Here is an 18,752-nt window from a genome sequence, read left to right on the forward strand (position 1 = left end):
AAAGAGCAAGTAGGTTATTCAGTGCGCGCCAGCTATAACCAGGCAAGGCAAGATCGCCCAGCCGGAGGCTGGGCTGGACAACCTACGCCTTGCTTCGGCTGCCCTTGCTGGCAACGTTAGGCACATAATGAGTGTACGTTTAAAAAGTGGCCGTTATTGGGATCCTAGTGTTGATCCATTTTCTTATCAAGGTGCTACTGACAATAATAGAGAGCAGATAGTAGGAAGTGATATTTGCGGTTGTATTGGCTGTGGTGAAATATATCCACCATCTGAAATTACCAGATGGTGGGATGATGGAGCTACTGCCTGTTGTCCGCGCTGCGGAATGACAGGCGTTGTAGTTGGTTCGGAATCTGGTCTGGCTATCGATATTGAGATGCTAGAAATAGCTGGGGCACACCTTGTTCGCTAGCTTGTACCAAATGCCTAACAAGCGCATGTTACTGGACTGTGATCTTGCCCCGTTTTAACGGACACCAAAGTCAAACAGACGAGGTGTCTTATGCCGAAATACAACAAACCTAGAAAGACTTGGCAGTATTCAAACGAATTCAAAGTGAAAGCGGTAATGCTTAGCTTGATAGAGGGTGTTCAAGTTAAGGAAGTGGCCGAAACTCTCGACATTCACCCTTTCATGCTGTCACGATGGCGAAAAGAGTTTCAGGAGGGGAAGATTGTGGCAGATAAACGAAGAAAGCTTACTGGTGTAGTCTCTAAAGCAGAGAAAGAACTTTCTAGGGTAAAGCGTTTAGAGGCGGAGAATCGTAAATTAAAGCAGGAGCTTGATTTGTTAAAAAAGTGGCAACGGTTTCTTGCGGAGGAACATCAGCAAGATATCGATTCATCCAGAGGTTCGGATCAGAACTAGGTATCAAAAGAACTTGTCAGTGGCTGGGAGTATCGCGCAGTGGCTATTATGATTGGCTGAAGAGGCAGCGATCGCACCGAAAACACCAAGATGATGATCTAAAGGTTCAGATTCAAAAGATTTCGGATGACTCTGCAGGGCGCTATGGTAGTCCAAGAATTTGGAAAGCCCTGCTGACCAAGGGATATGAAGTTAGCCGTAAGCGCGTAGCCCGGCTGATGCAGGAATTAGGAGTCGTAGCCAGAGTTACGAGAGTGACACGTAGGGCACCAGGCATAAAGCGTTTCCTAGCCTCTGGGGAGAATCTTAGACCGGATGGAGCTGTGCCTAAAAGCAAGAATCAAGTTTGGGTTGCTGACATAACCTACCTTAAGGTTAAGGGTCAATGGCAGTACTTGTCAGTGGTGATGGATTTGTATTCTCGCCGAGTAATCGGTTGGAGTTTAGATACGAAAAGAACAACAGAATTAACCCGAAGAACCCTGATGAATGCTGTAAGGAAAAGAGGATCAAAACCGGGATTAATATTACACACGGACAGAGGTGTAGAGTACAGAGGGTCCGAGTATCAAAAAGAGTTGAGAAAATATGGAATCCAGCATAGCTTGAGTAGAGCGGGTAAATGTACGGATAATGCCCATATGGAGTCGTTCTTCCATAGCTTAAAAGCTGAACTGATTAGAGAAACTAGATTCCAGACAATGAGCCATCTAAAGTATGCTTTGGCTCGATATATTAATGATTTTTACAACCGTAGGCGGCTGCATTCAGCTCTAGGCTATCGATCGCCAATGGAATATGAGCGAATAGCAGTATGAAAAGTAGTGTGTCCGTTTTATCGGGGCAAGATCACTGGTTTTCCGCTGCGCTCCAAACCAGCCACAAATACTGGCGTTAAGCAGCAAAGGAGAAAAGTAGATGATTGTTGATGCTTGGGCACAGCACCCAACATTACGGCACTCGCAAGATCCAGTCTTCAAGTCGCTACGCAGGTGGACGAAGATGCCTATGCCGACAACAGAAATCCCGATAGAGATGACTCTCGGAATGATGGATCAAGGTGGTGTGGATCGCAGCCTGATATCGGCTTGGGTTGCTCCCCGAAATGTCATGATCTCCAATGATGAAGTCGCAGGTTTCGTGGCTAAGGCACCTGACAGGTTGGTTGGCGTGGGGTCAGTGGACATCTCGAAGCCGATGGAGGCTGTTCGAGAGATCCGACGTTGCGTAAACGAACTAGGTTTCAAAGCGATTCGGGTTTTGCCCTGGATTTGGGAGGTGCCGCCGATCGATCGTCGGTTTTATCCCGTGTACACAGCATGCTGTGATCTTGGTGTTCCGTTCTGCACCCAGATTGGTCATACCGGGCCGCTCATGCCGTCGGAGGTTGGCCGACCTATCTACCTAGATCAGGTGGCCCTGGATTTTCCCGAGCTAAAAATCGTCGGTGGTCACATTGGCTACCCTTGGACAGATGAGGCTATTGCGGTGGCTACAAAGCACGAAAACGTATACATCGACACGTCAGCGTACACCGCTAAGAGATACCCACAGCCTCTAGTCGATTTTATGCGAGGACATGGCCGCAACAAAGTTCTCTTCGGCACAAATTACCCAATGATCATGCCCGCCAAAGCGCTCGAGAGTCTTCCGGAGCTGGCGTTGGGAGAAGATGTGGAGGAGCTTTTCTTGAGTGGTAACGCATGTCGAGTATTCAATTTATAGTCAGAGCGGTGTGGCCTAACAGGCACTGCCAGGGACAAACCTACGCTGCGCTTCGGTTTGCCCCAGAGCGCGGCGCTAAGTTTTATACACAAGTTTTTTCAGTTTTATTATAAAAATCAATGAGTTACAGTTTGTACGGTATAGGAGCTACAGATTTGGCTGGATAATTATGCAGGACTGGGTCAGGGACGAAGTGAAAAATCAGGTTATGGGTGATACACGATTGAATAAGCGGTTGTCCAATATTCTCAGTAATTTAAGTTCCGACCCAAAGAGCAGTATTCCCTGTGCAAACAAGTCTTGGGCAGAAACCTTTGCAGCCTATCGATTTATCGAAAATGATAAAGTCAGCTTTGACTCCATTATGAGTGGCCATAAATCAGCCACTCTTGAAAGAATCAAGGTTCAACCAGTTGTTCTTATCCCTCAGGATACCACTTTCCTAAATTTTGCTACCGATTTAGAAAGCAAAGAAATGGGAACACTCCGACGCAAAGAGACTAATCAGCAGCTCCTACATACGTCTATCGCTATAACACCATCCAGAGATAATCTGGGTATTATTGAGGGTAGCATGTGGCAGCGAGATAAAGAATCTAGCGCTAATTCTCGCTATACCAAGTCGATACAAGATAAAGAGAGTCGACGTTGGCTAGACCATTATGAATCAGCTTGTGAGATACAAGAGCACTGTCCTGAAACCACGATTGTGAGCATCGCGGATAGAGAGGGGGATATTCATGAGTGGTTTCAATTAGCTGAAGATCAAAATGAACATCGGCGTGCAAGTTATATTGTTCGAGCCAAGGCTAATCGTAGTTTAGAGATCGAAGGAGAAGATACGACTTTACTTTGGGACTATTTGACCAAACAGAAGTCCATCGGAAAATATACAGTAGGTATCCCCAAAAGAAATGGAGAGCCAGAAAGGGAAGCTAAGGTCAGTGTATCCATTGCAGAAGTAAGATTGCAGGGAAAAGGAAAATCAAAACGACCTCTTTCTATCTACGCAGTTTTTGCTAAGGAATTAGGCCCACCAGAAGGCAAAAAAGGTATTGAATGGATGCTGCTGACCGATCTTGCAGTTGAGGACTTTAAGCAAGCAAGGATTATCATTGAGTGGTATCGAAGTCGATGGGAAATTGAAACCTATTTTAGAGTGGTGAAAGGCGGATGCCAGATAGAAAGTAATCGCTTTAGAACCGAGCAGCGAATGCTGAACTGTATTGCAATCTATATGATTATTGGGTGGCGTCTACACTCCATGACAACACGAGCACGAACGCTTCCTGATACATCGTGTACGAAAGTCTACTCTGAAAAAGAGTGGCGTATGATATGGATAATGCAGGCTAAAACCTCCCCACCAAATGAAGCTCCAAGTATGAGAGATATAACTCGTATGCTGGCAGGACTTGGAGGCTTTCTGGGGCGGAGCGGCGATGGTGAGCCTGGAGTTAAAACCGTTTGGCAGGGGTACACTAAACTTCTCCATTATATGGAGGCAGCGGAGGCTTTAAATGGACTTAAATGATGTGTATAAAACACAGGCGCGGCGTAAGGTGTAAGACTTACCCACGTTTAGTAGACACCCTGTATAGTTAGGTTTAGGCCTAATACGAAATTTAACATGGGTTTGGTTATTCACGCGGGTTCAAATGTAAAGCTCTTCTGTTGCAGCTCAACCATTTTTTCAAATGGCGCTAACAATTTTAAAAAGTTGTTATTCCCCTCTAGCAATTGCATTGCCATGGCGATACTTTCAATTGTAGATAGCCCGTCTGCTACAGATGTTTTACGGATTTCATAATTTGATTTTAGGCCCCCACCAAGATTGATCCGTGGAAGTTTTTGCAATTGGGGGTTGAGGTGGAGAATTTTTTTGGATTTCTTCCAGGTCGCATCTAGTACGATCAGCTGCTTAACAGGTGCTTGTTTACTTGAAGTTTTATCAGATTGGTGATTATTAGAGTTCAGCTCGCCACTGTCAGGTAACCATTCCAGGGATGGGTAGAGTAGGGCGGAGGGCGTGCAAAGCAAAGTATTTAGCTGATGGGTCGATAGGCTCTCGGCAATCATCATTTCGCTGTTACTCAGGCATAGGTGTGCCATACGTCCTGTATTGAATGGGTGCTTCTCCTCCTGCGGGTGCTGTATGATCACCACTTTTATGGTGCTTGTTAGGCTAACCAATGCGCAGCAATAGCAAACATTGGGTGGGCGCAGGCAAGTATTGCAGGTTTCTCTGGGCATTTTTCGACTACTGAGTACAGGCAGGTTTATGGAAGTTACGCAGCCTTCTTATAAGGTTCAATGGTTGGCAGATATTGAGATTCCGCTAGCGAACAAATTCTATCGCATGCATGGATTTCGTGGCAAAGCCAAGCGACATGAAGATTGTGCAGTCGTGCGTAACGAGCGGGGTGAGGTGATCGGCTGTGGCTACCTGCGTAGATATGAGTCTTTTAAATTACTTGCAGGGGTTGCGGTGGCCCCTGAGTACCAGGGGCGGGGAGTCGCGCGTTTATTGCTAGCACTCCTGGCTAAGAGGTTTGACAGGAATACCTATACCTTTCCCTATATCCACTTAGAGTCTTTTTATTTGTCGCTGGGCTTTGAGGTAGTGGAGGCCGAATTGCTGCCAACCCCTGTAGCTGAACTGTATAGTAGCTACCTGAATCAAGGGCGCTCCATATCAGCAATGGGTTATCGATAGCTGTTTTTTGGTTTATATTTCTCTAAATGATTGAGTGCAGAGTATATTTACCCTTTTGTGGGAATTAATTGAAATTTTAGAACTTTCTCACAATCAGATAATAAACTGGGCATCATCATTAAGATGCTGCCCAGACCGTCCAGAAGGCGTTGGTTTCTCAGGTAGGTAATCTGTACGCTGTGCTCCGTTTGGTACAATTAATTTTTAAGTAGGGTAGTTGCAGTTTACACTGATTGAGTGTTGACGTTTGTGGTTACTTAATCCGTACAGGGACTGGATATTGTCCGGTGGCTGTCATCGTTATTTTCCAGCAGAGTCTAGACAGCGGTGTTGATGACCTCCCAGTCGATAGTTACAGAGCTGATCATTGCTGAAGTCACTATTACTGAAGTCACTTAGAGGGCTGCAGGGCTTGCACTTTCTTTTAGGCTGCTCCTGTCGCCCGTGATGTGGATGGCACTTGTGGGGTGGGTGCTGACAGTGAGATCCAGAGGCTTCACTGGAAAAATAGATGTTATCGATCTCAATATTAGTGATATCTCCTTCTACACCTAATATTTCAAATAACTGAATCACGTTGGACATATCCACTTCATCGCTGAAGTCGCTGACTGGAATGGATATTTGATGCCATTGGCCGTCACGGACAAATTCATAGGGATCAGGGTTTTTATTAAATTCGATCCACTTTTGTTCAATATTAGTGATGCTGCCACTCTTCATGCCGACTTTAAAAGGGGTGTCACTGCTGGTTTTAAGGAAAAAATTTAGTGTGGCTCTATCGTTATCGTAAGCGGATAGGTCGTGGTAGCTGTTGGCGGTAAACGCCATGCCAAACCAGCCGGCTCCAGTGGATTGGTAGGAGAGGGACTTTTCGCCTTCGAATGGTGATTGAGAGACTTCCAGCAGGGTGTTTTCCCACACGAATAAATTGCCATCGCTACCCAGCTTAAAAGTCGAATCGGCTTCGAGCGTTTCACTGTATACGGAAAAAATGCCAGCGGGGATAGTCTTTGCCTCTCCCTCACTGAAGTAAATGTCATCAATGGCCAAGGTGAACCCCTCTGCAGGTGCGTCACCACGAACCATTATGGCCTGGCTAATGGTGTGGAAGTCCACAGCATATTTGCTTAGCGGAATGCTGACCAAGTGCCATTGTCCATCTCGTTTTAACCCATAGTCTTCATCGCCATCGACTAAATCAACCCAACTATCGCTACCACTGCCAGTGCTGGCGATACCAATACCAATCGTTTCAGTGCTGCTGGTCTTGATACGTAAGTTTAAGTGACCATTTTGATAGTGCATCATATTTAGGTCGTAGTGCATCCAAAAACCCATGCCAAACCAATCGCCAGCGTCAATATTAAATTCCAAGGCCTCATTGTCATCAACACTTGCGGTGGATTCCATATTGTTCCAGATATAGAGTTCGGTATCGGTGCCAAGCTGCAAAGACTCAGGGATATCTTCACCGTCACCGTATATGCTTAGGTTGCCGAATTTTGCCTTGTCTTCGGCCAGGGTGATTTCTGTGTTGTAGTTATTATCGTCGTTATCATAGATACGGATATAATCCACATACATTTTGGCGGGCATCGGTGCAGTGATTTCTTCATTGCTAAAAATCTGTGGGAAAATACCGCCCACAGCGAGGTTGAGTATCAGGAAGTGCTCTTGACGAAACTCATCAAACGCCGGGTCTTCACTGTCAATGTTGATAATTTCGTTGGCTTCATCGTCCACCCACATCGTAATACTGTCGGGTGTCCAAGTCATACCAAAGATATGGTAATCCTCGGTTAAATCCCTACTGTAGCCAAAATCTTTGATGAGGTTTTTACTTTGACCGTAATCCGCTTGTCCTGTGTATTCATCGGACTCATGATGCCAGTGGAAGGCACTGGAAATCGCTGAATTGACACTGCCGCTTTCGAGCGCCTCGGCCATGCCGGCTTCGAGAATATCCAGTTCACCGCATGCGGGCCAGCCGACCTGCCCATAGTTATTACCGAGCTGCCAAAAAGCCGGCCAGAGACCGGCGTTGAGATCAGGTAGTTTGATGCGGGCCTCAATCGTACCGTATCGATAAGAGAGTCGACCAATCGTTTTCAGGCGGGCAGATGTAAAACTGCCGTCAGTATTGCGTTGTGCCTGAATAACCAGGTTACCATCTTCAATATAGGCATTATTACTATTGCCCGTGTAGTCTTGTAGTTCGTTATTGCCCCAGCCCCAACTGCCTACATCGTAAGTCCAGACGGATTTATTAATACTGTTTCCTTCAAAATTATCTTCCCAGATTAAAGTTTTTGCGTTGATTAATGGAGAAGCGCAGCTTCCCAGGATGGTCATAACCATCACTGATTGTTTTATTCGCATAGCTTTTTATTCTTTTTTGGCTATCAAAGGGGTATCGTTGATTTTTTTATCGACGAATAAAGCCTAACAAATAGCGGGTTATTCTTGGGTGAGTGCTTTCCCCCTTTATCGCGTGCTCAGTCCTGCTTATCGCACGAGGTTAGTACCATGCATTTTTCTTTGTCCTGTAGCTATATTTTCCGCACTTTTAAAACCTATGAGGATGTTTATGTGTTGGACGTGCCCGACTAGAAGAGCTACATCTTTTTTGTGGGTAGTTATGTCTTGATTAAAGGGAGGTAGTTTTTTGAATCTACAGAGGCTGTAGTACCGCTTCAGTAATTTTAAGGCTGGCACGGTAATGTTATTTTCATTTGCTGCTTGTAGGTCTATGGATGGCTATACGCCATTGCTTGGTGCAGCGAATGGCGGTCTTGTTAGTGGAGGTTGCGTTCAGTTGGCATACTATAAGGTGATGTGCGGGTTGCTCCTGGCGAGTGAGTACCTTGAGAAATGATACGCGGGTAGAAAAATGGCTGATCATGGCGAGATATTAAGTTTGGCACAGCAGCTTGGTGAGGAATTGATAAAGCGCTGTTGGTTTGTAACCTCTGCGGAGTCCTGCACTGGTGGTGCGATTGCCGCGGCGATCACTTCTATTCCCAATGCGTCCAATTGGTTTGATGGTTCAGTCGTTAGTTATGCCAATCGCATCAAGCACAGTGTGTTAGGGGTGGATGCGAAGGACCTAAAACAGTTTGGTGCGGTCAGCGAACCAGTTGCCCGGCAAATGGCTTGTGGAGTGCTGGCTATGATGGATGCCAACCTGTCCGTGGCGGTAAGCGGTATTGCTGGTCCCAGTGGTGGTACCGAAGAGAAACCAGTCGGTACTGTGTGGATTGCCTGGGCTCATGCGGAAGGGCAGGAACCGGTTCAGATTGATGCTCGGTGTTTCCACTTTAAAGGGGATCGGGCCACAGTTCAGGCACAAACGGTGCTGGAGGCTCTCAAAGGGATGCTGAAGATCTTGGAGGAACACCCTGTTTAAAGGTGATCTACCTGGTCAGTTTACTGGTGTGATAGCGGGGTTGTGCAGAATTGAGAGCGGTGTAACCGTGTTGGGAAGATTGGTACAGATTGTGCCGGAATTACTGGTTGCCTATACAGTAATCCTTCGATAAGCTTGCCCCACTCAACACAGCTCAGATATACGGGAACGGTCATGGATTCCAATAAAGACAAGGCATTGAAAGCGGCGCTGTCGCAGATCGAACGCCAGTTTGGCAAGGGCACAGTGATGCGTATGGGGGATAAGGAGCGCGAGCGTATCCCCGCAATCTCCACTGGCTCTCTCGGCCTGGATGTGGCGCTGGGGATAGGCGGCCTGCCCCGCGGCCGTATCGTTGAGATCTATGGCCCGGAATCCTCTGGTAAAACCACTCTGACCCTGCAAGTGATCGCCGAGGCCCAGCGTAAAGGCGGTACCTGTGCTTTCGTGGATGCAGAACACGCCCTAGATCCCATTTATGCCGAGAAGCTCGGTGTAAATGTTGATGAGTTGATCGTCTCCCAGCCAGATACCGGCGAGCAGGCCTTGGAAGTGGCAGATATGCTGGTGCGTTCCGGTGCTGTGGATGTATTGGTTGTGGACTCCGTTGCAGCCTTGACACCGCGCGCTGAAATTGAAGGAGAGATGGGAGATTCCCACGTAGGTTTGCAGGCTCGTCTGATGTCCCAGGCACTGCGTAAGTTGACCGGCAATATCAAGAACACCAATACCTTAGCGATCTTTATCAACCAGATTCGTATGAAGATCGGTGTAATGTTCGGCTCCCCGGAAACCACTACCGGTGGTAATGCTCTTAAGTTCTACTCCTCCGTGCGTTTGGATATCCGTCGCATCGGCTCGGTAAAAGATGGCGATGAAGTAGTGGGTAACGAGACCCGCGTGAAAGTGGTGAAGAACAAGGTGGCTCCGCCCTTTAAACAGACTGAATTTCAGATCATGTACGGCGAAGGCATCAATATGATTGGTGAGGTTGTCGACTACGGTGTGAAGCTGGGCTTGGTTGATAAGGCGGGCGCTTGGTATAGCTACAAGGGTGATAAGATTGGTCAGGGTAAGGCCAATGCTACCAAGTTCCTGCGTGATAACCCCGATATCCGCAATGAAATTGAGGCTCAGCTGCGCGCACAGCTGTTAGGCGATCTGGTTCCGGCCAGCCCTGAAGAGGCTGCCGAACTGCCCCAAGAGTAAGTGTCTTTTTCCTCCAAGGCGGCTTTCACCGCCGACCCCGCTCAAGCGCTTTTCGGCGCGGCGCTTGAGCTGCTTACCCGCCGCGAGCACTCCCGTTTGGAATTGAGGCGGAAGCTGGTGGGTAAGTTCCCCGATGCCGACTTCGATGCGCTATTCGCGCGCTTGCAAGAGCTCAACTACCAGTCTGATCAGCGCTTTGCCGAAGTTTTTGCCCGTTCTCGTGTTCAGCGTGGTCAGGGGCCCTTGCGTATCCGCCTGGAATTACAACAGCGCGGCATTTCCGCAGAGCTTTTATCCCAGGTCTTAGAGCAGTTAGAGGTGGACTGGTTTTCCCTGGCCCATGAGCAGCTACAGCGCAAATATCGCTCGTCAATTGATTTGGCGTTGCCGCGGGAACAGCAACTGAAGGAGCGCGCAAGTCGCCAACGCTACCTGTCTTACCGCGGTTTCTCTTCAGATGCTATTAGCTGGGCGCTGGACGAAGAGTAATCACGCTTATACTCTCATGCTTGCTTGAGGCGCAAAGGTAATGCTTTCCCTCAGGCTTAGGGTAATGAGAGAAAGAATAATAAGCGCGAGAGACTTTATGATCCTGTCTATTGATCAGGGCACTACAGGCACCACGGCTTTCGTTTTTGATAGTAGCGGTACCCTGGTGGGGCGCAGTTACTCAGAGATCCCCAATTATTATCCAGAGCCTGGATGGGTCGAGCAGGATGCTGAGGAAATCTGGCAAGTCACCCAACGTGTCTGCACGGCTGCCCTGCAGCGTGCTGATGTTTATGCATCCGAAATCAAATCGGTTGGTATCACTAACCAAAGAGAGACAACGATCCTGTGGGATCGCCACACAGGCGAGCCAGTGCATAGGGCAATTGTCTGGCAGTGTCGGCGCTCAGCAAATATTTGTGCGCAGTTTGCCACAGAAGGAAAGTCCGAATGGCTGCGCGCACGCAGCGGACTACTATTGGACGCGTACTTTTCTGCCAGTAAGCTGCTGTGGCTATTTCGAGAGCAGCCGGATCTACAGGCCCGTGCTCGCAAGGGGGAGCTGTGTTTTGGCACGGTAGACAGCTGGTTGATCTGGAAGATGAGCGGTGCCCGCGCGCACATGACTGATCATACTAACGCCAGTCGCACCCTACTTTATAACTTGGAGGAGAAAAGCTGGGATCCAGAGTTGCTGGCTCTTTTTGAGTGCCCTGAGTCGATTCTGCCAGAAATCAGGTCGTCTGCCGGATATTTTGTCGATACGGATCCAGCAGCTTTTGCTGGCGTCAGTGCACCTATTTGTGGGGTGGCTGGAGATCAGCAGGCGGCGCTGTTTGGGCAAGGCTGTACGAACCCAGGAGATCTCAAAAATACCTATGGCACTGGCTGCTTTATGCTGGCCTATGCCGGCGAAAAACGCCCTGAACCGCCTCGCGGCCTGCTGGCCACAATCGCTTGTGACCCCCATGGATTACCAGGCTATGCGGTTGAGGGCTCAGTATTTACCGCGGGTTCAGCAATACAGTGGCTGCGTGATGAAATGGGATTGATTCAGCGGGCTGTCGATAGCGAGATTATTGCGCAGAGCATTCCCAATACCCGCGGAGTGTATTTAGTGCCGGCGTTTAGCGGCCTGGGTGCACCACACTGGGATTCATCGGCGCGGGGAACTTTGTGTGGCTTGAGCCGGGGTGCGGGGCGGGCTGAAGTGGTTCGCGCCACTCTTGAGTCCATCGCCTACCAGAGTGATGAGCTGGCGCGGCTTATGGAAGAGGCTCTAAAGGTTGATATCAGCCATATGCGTGTCGATGGCGGGGCAAGCGCGAACAATTTCTTGATGCAGTTTCAGGCCGACATTTCCGATCTGCGTGTAGAGCGCCCCAGACAGATTGAGTCCACGGCAATCGGCGCGGCGCTATTGGCGGGGATCGGCAGTGGTCTCTGGCATTTTCACCAGCTACCGGAGCGTCTGCTGGAGATTGAGCGCGATTTTCTGCCGGGAATGCCAGCAGAAAAAAGGGATTCCCTACTGACGGGTTGGAAGCGAGCAGTTGCAGCCTGCAAAGCATTCTAATTTAAGCGTCTATCCTTGACTGGGTTTTGGCACATGGAGGTGTTTTTATGACAGTTCACGATGAGTTAAAAGCAACGATAGATTCTCTGGTCGATGGTCGTCGGGGAATCCTGGCTGCAGATGAGAGCAGCGGAACTATCGCCAAGCGCTTTTCTGCTGTAGGGGTGGAATCAACCGAAACAAACCGCCGAGATTACCGTGCGGCCCTGCTGTCGAGTGAGGGGCTTGGGGACTTTATTTGTGGTGTCATTCTGTTTGAGGAAACGCTCGGTCAGAGTGATAGAGGTGGTACGCCTTTGCCTGAGGTGGCGGCGGCACAGGGGATTCTACCGGGTATTAAAGTTGATAAAGGCAAGGGGCCTCTTCCCGGCGCGGAGGGGGACATGATCACCTATGGGCTCGATGGCCTTATCGAACGCTTGCGGGAATATAAGGCGCAGGGAGCGCGATTTGCCAAGTGGCGGGAAGTGTATCCCGTGAGTGCTCACAACCCCACTGAGTTGGGGCTTACGGCTAACGCGGAAATGTTGGCTCGGTATGCCGCCGTTTGCCAGTCTGAGGGGGTGGTGCCCATTGTTGAGCCGGAAGTGCTAATGGACGGCAATCACAGTCTCGAACGCTCCGCGACTGTTAACGAACAGGTTTGGAGCAGTGTTTTTCATGCCTTGAATCGTCATGGTGTTATTTTGGAGTTGATGTTGCTTAAGCCGAGTATGGTCACTCCTGGAGCAGAGTTGCCTAGTGCGGAGCCGCAAGAAGTGGCTGAGTACACTTTGCGCAGCCTGCGTCGCAGTGTGCCTGCCGCAGTGCCCAGTATCAATTTTCTTTCTGGTGGACAGGGCCCGGAAGAGGCTACAGAAAACCTTAATGCCCTTAACCAGCTTAACAATGCTCCATGGCAGTTGAGTTTCTCCTATGGGAGGGCATTGCAACAGCCGGCGTTAGCGACTTGGCATGGCAAGCTGGAAAATATTGAAATGGCGCAGAGAGCCTTGGTTAAGCGAGCATGTATGAATCATCTGGCTATGTTGGGTAAGTATCGCGATAGCCTTGAGGGGGAGGGTTAGGGGTGACCAAAGCGCGATAAAACAATAAGGAAAGTGGGCTGCGACAATGGAATTTTTAACAAGAAACATCAGTTTGCATTACCGCCGCTGGTGGGTTGAAGGCGCGCGGGGAACTGTGGTGATTTCCCATGGGCTGGGTGAGCACAGCGGCCGTTACGTTAATTTAGCGGCACATCTTAATCGGGCAGGTTTCAGTGTGTATGCGCCGGACCATTATGGTCATGGTTTGTCCCAGGGGAAGAGGGGGCACATAGAGGATTTCTCGCTCTATAGCGAGGACCTCTATGAATTTATCTGCCTGGTCAAAAGTGGTAACCCCGGCACACGGCTGCATCTGTTAGGGCATAGTATGGGGGCAGTGGTCGCTTGTGGCAGTGCCGTTCGCTACGGGGCAGTAGATAGCCTCATCCTATCAGCACCGGGTTTCCGCGGGGCTAAGGAGCCTTCGGGACTCGAGTTGAGGCTGGTGCTGATACTGGCAAAGATGTTCCCAGGGCTAGTGCTTTCCAGCAGGATAGATAGCCAGTGGTTGAGTCGGGATTCTGCGGTAATTGAAGCTTACCGTGAGGATGAGCTAACGCATCGAGGGGTTTCACTGCGCTGGTTTGAGACATTTCTGCGCGAGCGGGAGTTTCTCTCCACTAATCTGGAGCGATTACTGGTGCCTTGCCTGATGTTACTGCCGGAATCCGATCGGCTGGTGGATGTTGGAGTGAGTCGTGAGTGGTTTGGGCGGATGGGCTCGGCCGGCAAAATGCTGCACTGCTTTCCCAAGGCTTATCACGAGCTTTTTAATGAGGTCGAAGAGGGGCGTTTAGCACGTGATCTGCTGCTTGGTCATTTAAAATCCTACGAACCGCAGGCGGGGTCTGTCGTCTCTTGATAAAAACAAGGGGCAGACAACCATGCTGGTTGTAACCCTTGGCGAATGCCGTGAAAAACCCTATGAAGCATTGTATGATACGCGGTCATTTTTGCCCCCTGCTTGTTACGCCAGGGGGAAATAGTGGGGTGGAACATGGATAAGAAGTTACTGAGCCTGTTAGTGTGTCCGGTAAGCAAGGCGCCGCTTGAGTACCGTGAGGAGACCCAGGAGCTGGTGTGTAAAGCTAGCGGTCTGGCCTATCCAATAAAAGACGGCATCCCGGTGATGCTGGAATCCGAGGCGCGTCAGCTGACTGCTGAGGAAAAGCTGGAAAAATAAACCAATGGGTGAACCCAGCGTTTTCAGTCGAATTATCTCGGGCGAAATAGCGAACGAGAAAATCTACGAGGACGATCTTTGTATCGTTATTGAGGATCGGGCGCCACAAGCCCCGACCCATCTCCTCATTATCCCGCGTAAACCCCTGGTTAACTTGTTCGACGCCAAAATCGATGACAAGGCTCTGCTCGGCCATCTGATGTGGGTGGCCGCTGAACTTGGCAGAAAGCTGGGATTAGAGGGATTTCGACTTGTGGTCAACAATGGTCGAAGCGCGGGACAGACCGTATTTCACCTGCATGTCCATCTACTGGCTCAACAAACAATGCCCGAGCAGGGGCTTGCACAGTAGCGGGACAGACGAGACACCGCGTCACCGGTGTCATTCAATAACTCTCAACTAACGAAGTGGAATTACGCCGGATGAAAAGCGCACAGATTCGCGACGCCTTTCTGAATTACTTTGCCGAACAGGGCCACACTGTGGTGCCGTCAAGCTCCTTGATTCCGGGCAATGACCCGACCCTGCTATTCACCAACGCCGGCATGGTGCAGTTTAAGGACACCTTCCTCGGCCAGGAAAAGCGTCCCTACAACCGGGCCACTAGTTCGCAGCGCTGCGTGCGTGCTGGGGGTAAGCATAATGACCTGGAAAATGTAGGTTATACCGCGCGCCACCACACCTTCTTCGAGATGCTGGGTAATTTCAGCTTCGGTGATTACTTTAAGCGCGATGCCATCCGTTTTGCCTGGGACTTCCTCACCAAGGTGCTGAACTTGCCAGAAGAGCGCCTGTGGGTAACCGTGCATATCAGCGATGATGAAGCAGCCGATATTTGGCAAAAGGAAGTTGGGGTGAGCCCTGAGCGCTTCTCCCGTCTTGATGAGGATAATTTCTGGCAAATGGGTGATACCGGCCCCTGTGGTCCCAGTTCAGAAATTTTCTTTGACCACGGCGAAGATGTACCCGGTGGCCCTCCTGGTTCCGACAACGACGATCTCGATCGCTATATCGAGATTTGGAACCTGGTATTTATGCAGTACGAACGCACGGCGGACGGCGAGTTGCACCCGCTGCCTAAACCCTCTGTCGATACCGGGATGGGGTTGGAGCGTATCGCCGCTGTTATGCAGGGCGTGCACTCAAATTATGAAATTGACCTGTTCCAGGCGTTGTTACGAGCGGCCAGTAGTATTGTTGGTTGCGACAATCTGGAAGAAAAATCCCTGCGTGTGATCGCTGATCATATTCGCTCTTGCTCCTTCCTAATTGCCGATGGTGTTATGCCTTCCAATGAAGGTCGTGGCTTTGTATTGCGTCGTATTATTCGCCGGGCAGTGCGTCATGGACACAAGTTGGGTCACAAAGAAGTCTTCTTCTACAAGTTAGTGAGCGCTCTAGTAGAGCAGATGGGAGAGGCCTATCCAGAATTGCGTGAGAAGCAGTCGCTGATTGAGCAGGCACTGCGCAAAGAGGAGGAGCAATTCGCCAAGACCCTGGATAAAGGCATGGCTTTACTTGAGAGTGCATTGAGCACTCTCGAAGGGAGTGAAGTGCCGGGTGAGTTGGTATTCACCTTGCACGATACCTACGGTTTTCCTACAGATCTAACCCAGGACATCGCCCGCGAGCGCGGCCTATCTCTGGATATGGCGGGTTATGAAGCCGCCATGGAAGCTCAACGTGAGCGGGCCCGTGCCGCCGGTAAATTTAAGCAGGATTATACCGAAGCTTTGGATCTGCAAGGTGCCACGGAGTTCCTTGGATACGAAACCACCGAAGCAGAAGGCACAGTAACCGCGATTCTCAAAGACGGAGATCAGGTTGAGCGTCTGGAGAATGGGGAAGAAGGCGTGGTAATCCTCGATCGGACACCATTTTACGCTGAGTCAGGTGGTCAGGTTGGCGATAGCGGTTATCTGAAGGCCGCATCGGGCCGTTTTGAGGTGCGAGATTGCACCAAACAGGGCAGTCATCATTTACATACCGGCAAGCTGCTGCAAGGAACAGTAGTTGTTGGTGAGCGGCTCACTGCTGAGGTGTCAGCGGATGTGCGCCAGGCAACGGCATTGAATCACTCTGCGACTCACTTGCTACACGCCGCTCTGCGCAAAGTGCTTGGCGAGCACGTAACCCAGAAGGGCTCATTGGTGGATTCCGAGCGTTTGCGTTTTGACTTCTCCCACCCGGAAGCGGTCACCGCCAAGCAATTGCACGCGATCGAATCCCTGGTGAACACGCAGATTCGCGCGAACACACCGGTTGATACCTGCGAGACAGACATTGAGTCAGCCAAAGAAATGGGTGCCATGGCACTGTTCGGTGAAAAGTATGGCGATACAGTGCGCGTTCTCTCTATGGGCGCTGTAGAGGGCAGGACTTTTTCTGTAGAGCTGTGTGGTGGCACTCACGTGAAACGCACGGGGGATATTGGTCTTTTGCGTATTGTCAGCGAGAGTGGCATCGCCTCCGGCCAGCGACGTATTGAGGCGGTCACCGGTGCGCATGCGCTGTCACAATTTGATCGCGCTGAGCAGCGGCTGGAGCATGTTGCGGCTCTCCTCAAGGCGCGCCCGGACACTCTTGCAGATAAGGTAGAGCAGTTACTGCTCAATAACCGCAAGTTGGAAAAGGAAGTTGCGCAACTCAAGACTAAGCTGGCCAGTGGTGCTGGTGGAGACCTCAGTGCCCAGGCAATAGAGATTGCGGGCTTTAAACTGTTGGCCACATCAATCGACGGCGCTGACCCTAAATCTTTGCGTGACCTGGCTGACCAAATGAAGAGCAAATTGGGCAGCGGAGTTGTATTGCTGGCGGCGCCGGGAGAGGAAAAGGTTGCCCTGGTTGCGGCAGTGACTAAAGACCTCACCGACCGTTTATCGGCGGGAGACTTGATGCGTTTTGCTGCTGGCAAGATTGGCGGCAAGGGCGGTGGTCGCAGCGATATGGCGCAGGGGGGGGGCACCGACGCTTCGGCTCTGCCAGGTATGCTGCAAGAAGTGCCTGTATGGGTAGAGAACGCCCTAAAAAGCTGATTTCGGTCAATTTGGCGCCATAAATAGCGTGTGAAGTTGATTTCGCCGAAGTTTGGTGATTAAGTGCGCGCCTGCACGATTTCGGGTGGTGCGCGGACTTGGCCTGGAGCTAAGGAAACACAGAAAGTTATGAGTTTGTTCGTGCAGAAATACGGCGGGACTTCCGTAGGCTCTATTGAGCGTATTGAAGCCGTCGCCGATAAAGTAGCCGCATTTCGTGCAAAGGGGCACGGTATGGTTGTCGTTCTTTCCGCTATGAGTGGAGAGACCAACCGCCTGATTGAGCTCGCCTACCAGATTCAGGAAAAACCCGACCCCCGCGAACTCGATGTACTGGTGTCCACAGGCGAGCAGGTCACTATTGCGCTGTTGAGCATGGCCCTTAAGAAGCGCGGTTACGATGCCTGCTCCTATACTGGCGGGCAGGTCAAGATCCTCACGGATAATGCCCACACCAAGGCTCGCATCCAGCGCATTGATGTCGAGCGTATGCGCACAGACCTGGATGAAGGCAAGGTAGTTGTGGTTGCCGGTTTCCAGGGCGTGGATGACAACGGAAATATCACCACTCTGGGGCGTGGCGGTTCAGACACCACAGGGGTAGCGCTCGCTGCTGCCCTTGATGCCACGGAATGCCAAATTTATACGGATGTTGACGGGGTCTATACCACTGATCCACGTGTGGTGGATAGTGCGCGCCGTATGGATCGAATCACTTTTGAGGAAATGCTGGAAATGGCCAGTCTTGGCTCCAAGGTCCTGCAAATCCGCGCCGTGGAGTTCGCTGGCAAATACAAGGTTCCGTTGCGCGTGCTCTCAACATTTGAAGAGGGTGAAGGAACCCTGATAAGCCTGGATGAGGAAGAAAACGAGATGGAGCAGCCTGTCGTATCCGGCATCGCATTCAACCGTGATGAAGCCAAATTAACGATTCGTGGTGTCCCGGACACCCCCGGTGTTGCCTGCCGTATTTTGGCACCTGTAGGTAAAGAGAATATCGAGGTCGATGTAATCGTACAGAATATCAGTGCGGTTGACGGGACTACCGATTTTACTTTCACGGTACATCGCAATGATTTGGTTAAGGCTCGCGAAGTCTTGGAGCGTGTTTCGGCGGAACTTGGCGCCCGTGAGGTGATCACAGACGACAAGATTGCCAAGGTTTCTATTGTCGGCGTGGGAATGCGTTCCCATGCGAATGTGGCCAGTCGTATGTTTAGTGCGCTGGGTGAAGACAATATCAACATTCAGATGATCACTACTTCGGAAATTAAGATTTCGGTGATTATCGATGAGCGCTATCTCGAGCTGGCAGTGCGTGCTTTGCACAGTGAGTTTGAACTCTCCAAGTGAGAGAGTTGAAAGAAACACTATAACCGGAGTTAAGGCAAAGAGAGCCTTCCCATTTCAATTCAGTTGTTTGGCATTGCATCCAACCTGTTGAGATTTT

The 18,752-nt window shown here is 50.2% G+C and carries 17 protein-coding genes; 15 read left to right on the top strand and 2 right to left on the bottom strand.

Going from position 1 to position 18,752, the window contains the following annotated elements; all coding sequences use genetic code 11:
- The first annotated feature begins 127 nt into the window (after window positions 1–127).
- The 4 genes from ACJJIV_RS16830 to ACJJIV_RS16845 all read left to right on the top strand — a co-directional run bounded on the left by ACJJIV_RS16830 (window position 128) and on the right by ACJJIV_RS16845 (window position 4,130).
- On the top strand, window positions 128–415 hold the full coding sequence (locus ACJJIV_RS16830; RefSeq protein ID WP_444889692.1) for a hypothetical protein: 288 nt from the start codon (window positions 128–130) through the stop codon (window positions 413–415).
- 90 nt (window positions 416–505) lie between these two features.
- Window positions 506–1,689 (top strand): IS3 family transposase gene (locus ACJJIV_RS16835; RefSeq protein ID WP_444889693.1). Its coding sequence is split into 2 segments (ribosomal slippage): window positions 506–788 and window positions 788–1,689, totalling 1,185 coding nucleotides; the frame shifts between segments, so codons are not numbered across the junction.
- Window positions 1,690–1,789: 100 nt separating this feature from the next.
- The gene (locus ACJJIV_RS16840; RefSeq protein WP_444889694.1) at window positions 1,790–2,596 is read left to right on the top strand and encodes an amidohydrolase family protein; all 807 of its coding nucleotides are present in this window, start codon (window positions 1,790–1,792) and stop codon (window positions 2,594–2,596) included.
- A 169-nt stretch (window positions 2,597–2,765) separates the two neighbouring features.
- The gene (locus ACJJIV_RS16845; protein WP_444889695.1) at window positions 2,766–4,130 is read left to right on the top strand and encodes an IS4 family transposase; all 1,365 of its coding nucleotides are present in this window, start codon (window positions 2,766–2,768) and stop codon (window positions 4,128–4,130) included.
- Window positions 4,131–4,240: 110 nt separating this feature from the next.
- Here the strand turns inward: ACJJIV_RS16845 and ACJJIV_RS16850 are convergent, their stop codons facing one another.
- Window positions 4,241–4,849: a tRNA-uridine aminocarboxypropyltransferase gene (locus ACJJIV_RS16850; protein ID WP_444889696.1), complete on the bottom strand. Its 609-nt coding sequence runs from the start codon at window positions 4,847–4,849 to the stop codon at window positions 4,241–4,243.
- 28 nt (window positions 4,850–4,877) lie between these two features.
- On the opposite strand from ACJJIV_RS16850, the gene ACJJIV_RS16855 reads away from it, so the two are divergent.
- On the top strand, window positions 4,878–5,312 hold the full coding sequence (locus ACJJIV_RS16855; RefSeq protein WP_444889697.1) for a GNAT family N-acetyltransferase: 435 nt from the start codon (window positions 4,878–4,880) through the stop codon (window positions 5,310–5,312).
- A 300-nt stretch (window positions 5,313–5,612) separates the two neighbouring features.
- Here the strand turns inward: ACJJIV_RS16855 and ACJJIV_RS16860 are convergent, their stop codons facing one another.
- Complete coding sequence (locus tag ACJJIV_RS16860; protein WP_444889698.1) at window positions 5,613–7,694, bottom strand: glycoside hydrolase family 16 protein; 2,082 nt, start codon at window positions 7,692–7,694, stop codon at window positions 5,613–5,615.
- Between the two features lie 511 nt (window positions 7,695–8,205).
- On the opposite strand from ACJJIV_RS16860, the gene ACJJIV_RS16865 reads away from it, so the two are divergent.
- The 10 genes from ACJJIV_RS16865 to ACJJIV_RS16910 all read left to right on the top strand — a co-directional run bounded on the left by ACJJIV_RS16865 (window position 8,206) and on the right by ACJJIV_RS16910 (window position 18,655).
- Window positions 8,206–8,721: a CinA family protein gene (locus ACJJIV_RS16865; protein WP_444886871.1), complete on the top strand. Its 516-nt coding sequence runs from the start codon at window positions 8,206–8,208 to the stop codon at window positions 8,719–8,721.
- Between the two features lie 174 nt (window positions 8,722–8,895).
- On the top strand, window positions 8,896–9,930 hold the full coding sequence (gene recA, locus ACJJIV_RS16870) for a recombinase RecA (RefSeq protein ID WP_252082775.1): 1,035 nt from the start codon (window positions 8,896–8,898) through the stop codon (window positions 9,928–9,930).
- Window positions 9,931–10,419 (top strand): regulatory protein RecX, encoded by a 489-nt coding sequence (locus tag ACJJIV_RS16875; protein ID WP_444889699.1) that lies wholly within the window; start codon window positions 9,931–9,933, stop codon window positions 10,417–10,419.
- A 97-nt stretch (window positions 10,420–10,516) separates the two neighbouring features.
- The gene (gene glpK, locus ACJJIV_RS16880) at window positions 10,517–11,995 is read left to right on the top strand and encodes a glycerol kinase GlpK (protein WP_444889700.1); all 1,479 of its coding nucleotides are present in this window, start codon (window positions 10,517–10,519) and stop codon (window positions 11,993–11,995) included.
- 47 nt (window positions 11,996–12,042) lie between these two features.
- Window positions 12,043–13,062 (top strand): class I fructose-bisphosphate aldolase, encoded by a 1,020-nt coding sequence (locus ACJJIV_RS16885; RefSeq protein ID WP_252082769.1) that lies wholly within the window; start codon window positions 12,043–12,045, stop codon window positions 13,060–13,062.
- 46 nt (window positions 13,063–13,108) lie between these two features.
- Entirely contained in the window at window positions 13,109–13,945 is an 837-nt protein-coding gene (locus ACJJIV_RS16890) for an alpha/beta hydrolase (RefSeq protein WP_252082767.1), read from the top strand.
- Window positions 13,946–14,080: 135 nt separating this feature from the next.
- Window positions 14,081–14,266, top strand: a complete 186-nt coding sequence (locus ACJJIV_RS16895; RefSeq protein WP_152452364.1) for a Trm112 family protein — start codon at window positions 14,081–14,083, stop codon at window positions 14,264–14,266.
- Window positions 14,267–14,270: 4 nt separating this feature from the next.
- A complete protein-coding gene (locus tag ACJJIV_RS16900; protein WP_444884135.1) occupies window positions 14,271–14,618 on the top strand; it encodes a histidine triad nucleotide-binding protein in 348 nt (115 codons plus the stop codon).
- Between the two features lie 71 nt (window positions 14,619–14,689).
- The gene (gene alaS / locus ACJJIV_RS16905; RefSeq protein WP_444889701.1) at window positions 14,690–17,302 is read left to right on the top strand and encodes an alanine--tRNA ligase; all 2,613 of its coding nucleotides are present in this window, start codon (window positions 14,690–14,692) and stop codon (window positions 17,300–17,302) included.
- A gap of 129 nt (window positions 17,303–17,431) precedes the next feature.
- On the top strand, window positions 17,432–18,655 hold the full coding sequence (locus tag ACJJIV_RS16910; RefSeq protein ID WP_252082761.1) for an aspartate kinase: 1,224 nt from the start codon (window positions 17,432–17,434) through the stop codon (window positions 18,653–18,655).
- The last annotated feature ends 97 nt before the right edge of the window (window positions 18,656–18,752 follow it).

This window comes from Microbulbifer mixtoriginis (SeqCode) (assembly GCF_052466765.1).